The 4,887-nt window shown below is 49.5% G+C and carries 5 protein-coding genes and 2 pseudogenes; 1 reads left to right on the top strand and 6 read right to left on the bottom strand.

Annotation, left to right across the window (positions count from 1 at the left end; genetic code table 11):
- Positions 1-68: 68 nt before the first annotated feature.
- Positions 69-314: pseudogene (locus PMI36_RS31850) on the top strand (IS4 family transposase); the annotation flags it as partial.
- Between the two features lie 61 nt (positions 315-375).
- On the opposite strand, the gene PMI36_RS0129345 reads toward PMI36_RS31850, so the two are convergent.
- The 6 genes and pseudogenes from PMI36_RS0129345 to PMI36_RS31355 all read right to left on the bottom strand — a co-directional run.
- Positions 376-906 (bottom strand): contact-dependent growth inhibition system immunity protein, encoded by a 531-nt coding sequence (locus PMI36_RS0129345; RefSeq protein WP_032830090.1) that lies wholly within the window; start codon positions 904-906, stop codon positions 376-378.
- Between the two features lies 1 nt (position 907).
- Positions 908-1,183, bottom strand: coding sequence for a hypothetical protein (locus PMI36_RS31360; RefSeq protein WP_338010019.1), 276 nt, complete (start codon positions 1,181-1,183; stop codon positions 908-910).
- Positions 1,184-1,340: 157 nt separating this feature from the next.
- Positions 1,341-1,853: a hypothetical protein gene (locus tag PMI36_RS26335; RefSeq protein ID WP_008067913.1), complete on the bottom strand. Its 513-nt coding sequence runs from the start codon at positions 1,851-1,853 to the stop codon at positions 1,341-1,343.
- Positions 1,853-3,921, bottom strand: a pseudogene (locus PMI36_RS32230) (hemagglutinin repeat-containing protein); the annotation flags it as partial. The gene PMI36_RS26335 and the pseudogene PMI36_RS32230, both read right to left, overlap by 1 nt.
- Before the next feature lie 126 nt (positions 3,922-4,047).
- The gene (locus PMI36_RS26340; protein ID WP_008067910.1) at positions 4,048-4,497 is read right to left on the bottom strand and encodes a DUF2247 family protein; all 450 of its coding nucleotides are present in this window, start codon (positions 4,495-4,497) and stop codon (positions 4,048-4,050) included.
- A 9-nt stretch (positions 4,498-4,506) separates the two neighbouring features.
- The coding region (locus PMI36_RS31355) for a hypothetical protein (protein WP_202949513.1) at positions 4,507-4,887 on the bottom strand (381 nt) is incomplete at its 5' end.

The following is a 4,887-nucleotide window of genomic DNA, read 5'->3' as shown; positions in this document are numbered from 1 at the left end:
CCAGCAAGATTGCCAGCGCCAGTTGTGCGGCGACACCAGTAACAAAAGGGGACACCCATTAGGTCCACTGTCCGCACCGAATCGAAGTGCTTTTACTGATCTCGGCTTTGGCCAACTACATCATTTGTTTAACGGGGTTGCAGACCCGCGAAGCGGGTCATGAACATCGCTTTTAAAGCAATAGCCTTAGACGCCGGCGGGTGTTGTCGCTGTGGTGACTGGGCTTGGAATACTGGCGCAGCGGACGCGGCTCAAGTTCTCGAAAAACCTTGGAGAGACTTGAGCGTGCGTTGCGAGCCGAGGTACATCAATAGGCGCAGGCGTTGGAGTAGATTTGTGGGGATCCCTCAGGGTCTGCCCCGTTTTTTAACTATTTTATGCACAGCGATTAAAAGCCAATCGAAGTGCCGCGCCAACTTCTCCAGGCGAGCTATTTGAAGAAACAACTACATAGTCACTTTCATTTATCCCCTTGCCACTCCAGGCCTCAAGCTTTTCGTGAAAACTGGGGCGAATGATTATTTCGCCATTCTTGCTTTCCACGCTGCATTTTTTCATGTCTTTAAATAGCGCACGCTTATTCTTGTATCCATAACGATCAATGACTCTATCAACCCACTTTTCATATCGTTGTTTGGTCAAATCATAGTCGTACAAATCTCTGTCAAACGTGGCTTCAGGGTGAATCCAGACCTCCTTGCGTGGCTCAGGCAGTACAAACCTGCTCTGCGCCAGAGCCTCTAGCACAGAAGCGCCCAGTTCTTGGACGCTAATGTCAGGAGCCATTAGACAATCCATTCCCTGAGGATCCGCGCGGCAGCTGCTGTATCCAGAAAATGTTTTGACAGAAATAAAATCCTTATTGACTTTCACTTCCGCCCAAGCTGTTTTTGCAATCTCATTCATATTATTTCACCGTACTAATTTTTACAGTAACGCCTTTGCTCGCACCGTATTGAATCGCCTTATTAATCTGCTCCCACTGAGCCGTCGTTGTACTCTTCGGAATAGCAACTTGCAGTTCACGAGCATTAATTTTACCTGCAGTTAGCGTCACATCTTTAAGGCTGTATTCCGTAAAATTAAACGCCGCATCAATATTTCGTTTGAGTGATGAAAACACCGAACTCGGGTTCGCTATTTTTGATGCTGTGGTTGTGTCCAGCGTCTTGGCACTAATCAAAAAAGGGGACAGATTTATTTTCTAGTCATTGCACCAATGCCAAACAAATAAATCCGCCCCCTTTACCGCTAACATAACGAGTCAAGCAATCGCCAACGCAGTTATAAGCACAGCTCTTTCCACCGATAAAGCAGCGCCATCCGCACCTTTTGCACCATTAAATCAGACCAATCTCTCGCAACTGCCTCTCACTCGCAAATTCCAATCCACCACTAGCAACTCTAGATCCATCTGAGTATTGGGAGTACCCACAAACATTGCACTGATAAGCCAACAACCCATTATGTCTACCTATGAAAACGCGCATTCCTTCAGACTCACACTTGGGACATTGCTCATCAACTTCGACCGTCGCCAATTCCTCAACCGTATCGCGTAAAAATCTCGCAATAGCTTCTACATCTTTAGCCTGACGCTTCAAAATAACATTCTTGAAATTAATTAAATCACTCACTTCAAAGGAAGAGTACTCAACTGGAATCACCCTCTCATCTATTTTTGCAATTCTATCGAACCCATAGACCGAGAACGGCTCGCCAGCAAGATACTTATCGTTATTCCTAATCCAAATAAGTATTACTGCAAGAACATGCCTAAAAGGTGCTTCATCACTCAGGGTCGCCACTGCCGACTGGAGTTCATGCCATATTCTTATGGGAAGAGAACGCATCAGTTACCCACCTTAACCGGGAAGGTTGTTATCAAATTTCCTGCTTTATCGGTGAACACCTTTATCACAGAAGTAGAAACGCCACCATCCTTCAACGTAGTAGTGCCAATAGCCCGACCTACATCAACCGTTCGTACAAATTGGCCATCTGGCAGCGCAACAACCGGAGACTTCACAACAGAACTGCTCTGCAGGATCCCTTTCAGCTCATCCGGAGAAATAGTAAACACGGAACGCGAATTGGAGACTTCTCTATTGAAATGCCCATCTAGAACGTGGTCGAAACCCGCAGATACTGGATTGCCGTTATCTCGAAGAGGGGTCGTTTCCGTACGACCATTGGCAATGTTTACACGAGACTGTACTCGGCCTGGGATCCGAGCAGCAGCTTCGCCTGTTGCTTTTGCACCGTGCCCTGTACCACCCACCACCGTGATACGTGAATCACCTTTCCCCGACACCTTCCCTGGCATCGCGCCCGTCATGATACTGGTAATCAGCTCACCGCCACCAATCAGAAAACGATCGTCCACCTCCTTGGAATCAAGAGACCTATCTTCAATAGCCTCCGCCACCATTTGGCTCAGGGTGGACTGCAGCTTTTCCATGTTCTTCGAAATCGTTTGGCCAATTTCCGTCCCGGCAATAGCTTGCATCACAATAAATTGAGCGACGCCTTTCGGCCCTTGAGCAGCGGCCATTACATACGCTACTGCCTCTTGGCTCCCAGGATGTTCCTTGATATAGGCCTGGACCGCAGACAACTGAAGATTAAGCTTTTGAAGAGGTCGAAGCTCAGGCGGGACGACATACGTCGTTTCCAGGTTCTCTGCGTTTGGATTGCGAGTGTAATTATCCGACTCAAGCGTCTTCTCAATGTCCTCGATGACCCGAGGTTCGATACCATTTAGCCTGGCCAAATTGGCAAGAACACCGTCGATGAACGCGGGATCGCCCATCATCGCCATAGCATCTTTACGGCTCTTGCCTGACAGGAGAAGCGCTTCCAGAGTACTTTCCGCCAGGTCCTTGCCTGCCGCAGCTTGAGCGCGGGCATCCATGGGACGGCCCAGAATGTTATCCACGCGATTGACCACGACGTTCAGCGCTGAGGCGGCTCTGTTGAAGTTGGCCAGTGCGGTCTGGTCATAGTTGAGGAACGCCTTGGTCCATTCCTGCACGGTTACAATAGGGTGGAGTACGGCGTTAATTGAAGAATCACTAACATACAGATCGGTGCGTTCCTCCTCATCCTTGGTGATCTCATACGCCTTGCTCACATCACGGTTCAGCCCTGCCGTGGAGTCAGCGCCCGTCTCGGCGTCATTTCGCCCGCGCCGACGGTTGCCCGCACGATCTGCTCGCGATCCTTCTCGTAGTTCCAGCCTTCAACGCTCCCGCCCGCCTGGCCTTCCTTGCCTTTCCCCAACTGGCTGCCGTCTTGCGCGGTGCCGCCATTACTTCCGGCGCTATAGGTGCCACCGACGTTCAAGTAGTAACCATGCTCCTTGTCTTCACCGACGATATCGCTGAAGCCCAGGGTGCCGGTGTCCAGTTTGAGGTTGCCGTTGTCGGCAGCGATCAGCGCACCATCGAGCTGGGTGTGGTTCTCGGTGCGGATGTCGACTTTGTTTTTGCCAGTGATGCTGGTTTGCTGCTCGACCCAGTTTGTTTTGCCAGTGGTTTGGCCGTAGCCGACCGAGCCGCTGATCCCAGCCCCCGGGCCAATGGTGGCGGTGACGCTGATGTCGAACTCTTTGCCTTTGACTTTACCGGTATCGGCCACGGATGAAACGTTGAGGTCGCCGCCGACGCGGCCAATCACCTCATCACCACGCAACGTGGCGCCGGCAATATTGGTGTCCTTGCCGCTGGTGAAGCCCAGGCGGTTCCCGGCATATAGGTAAGCCTCTTGCTGGCGCTCACCCTCGCGCTCCAGGTTGCCCTTGCCCATGCTGACACTGACATAGACGCCGACACCTTCAGAACCGAAGACCAGACCAGCTTCACCACCACCATTATGTCGGTTGCTATCGCTGCTGCTCTCGTTCTGAGCGGAGGTGATGTTGTATAAAAAGGGGACTAAAAAGGGGACAGATTTAATTTCTGGACAAGCCAGACAAATAAATCCGCCCCCTTTTCTCTCGGAGTAGATTTGTTGGGATCCCTCGCAGCCTGTTCCAATTTTTGCAAACTAATCAATAAAAAATTGCGCCTTCAACTTTTCCACAACTTCACGCATAACGACAAGCGGACAAGCATTACCTTGAGAGTAGATGCTACATAAAGCCATATCTTCTGGATAACCAAAATCCGCATAGGCCTCCTGAAGCCTATCAATCTTGTGTTCGTCACTATCGCCAGACAAATCAATACACAGTAAAAAAGCCAAACGCCACTTATCCATATCAGCGACATCATCTGATATTTTTATTTGTTTTGAGGCAAGCCCAAGCAACTCTTCATCACTTAGACACATCCCTCCTGCGAGAACAGCAACATCCTCACTTTCACTACCATTCAGAAGCTGACTGAGAGCATATTCAATAATATCTTCCCGTCCCACCCAACCTTTACCAAACCCTAACAAAATGGTTGACCACTCCATCAAACCTAAACTGATCAAGCACTTTAATGGATCCATCATCCCCTCCTACTTCTTCGGAATTTGGTTAGGCAACCCAGTGACTTTTCCGCCCGGAATAAAACGTCGATGAGTGACATCTCCTTCATCAACAATCCATTCGAAAACCCCTTCGACACCGTTATTACTACCTTCAATTTGACTGAGTTCAGACACCCTAATCACCACACCACCAGGACCTTTGGTGGGTATTTCAAATTTAGTAGCATCACCAGCATAGTTATCAATAATGTCATTAAATCCATGCTGACCATCAGGAATTTTAGTTGCGCTTCCGACTCTTGGTTTCCCTATGATCTGATTTTCAATTTCTTTTGGACCGCCCGTCCCACTACCCGAGGCATTAGATTCCCCCAGTGCCCCCGAACCGCCTTCTTTGGTCGGGCCCTT

Origin of the sequence: Pseudomonas sp. GM79 (assembly GCF_000282495.1) — a bacterium.
Taxonomy (GTDB): Bacteria; Pseudomonadota; Gammaproteobacteria; order Pseudomonadales; family Pseudomonadaceae; genus Aquipseudomonas.
This window is presented reverse-complemented; position numbering and strand designations above follow the sequence as displayed.

Excerpts from the sequence above, each read along its gene's own strand:
- PMI36_RS0129345 (WP_032830090.1), bottom strand. The coding sequence starts at position 906 with ATGAATGAGATTGCAAAAACAGCTTGGGCGGAAGTGAAAGTCAATAAG.
- PMI36_RS26335 (WP_008067913.1), bottom strand. The coding sequence starts at position 1,853 with ATGCGTTCTCTTCCCATAAGAATATGGCATGAACTCCAGTCGGCAGTG.
- PMI36_RS26340 (WP_008067910.1), bottom strand. The coding sequence starts at position 4,497 with ATGGATCCATTAAAGTGCTTGATCAGTTTAGGTTTGATGGAGTGGTCA.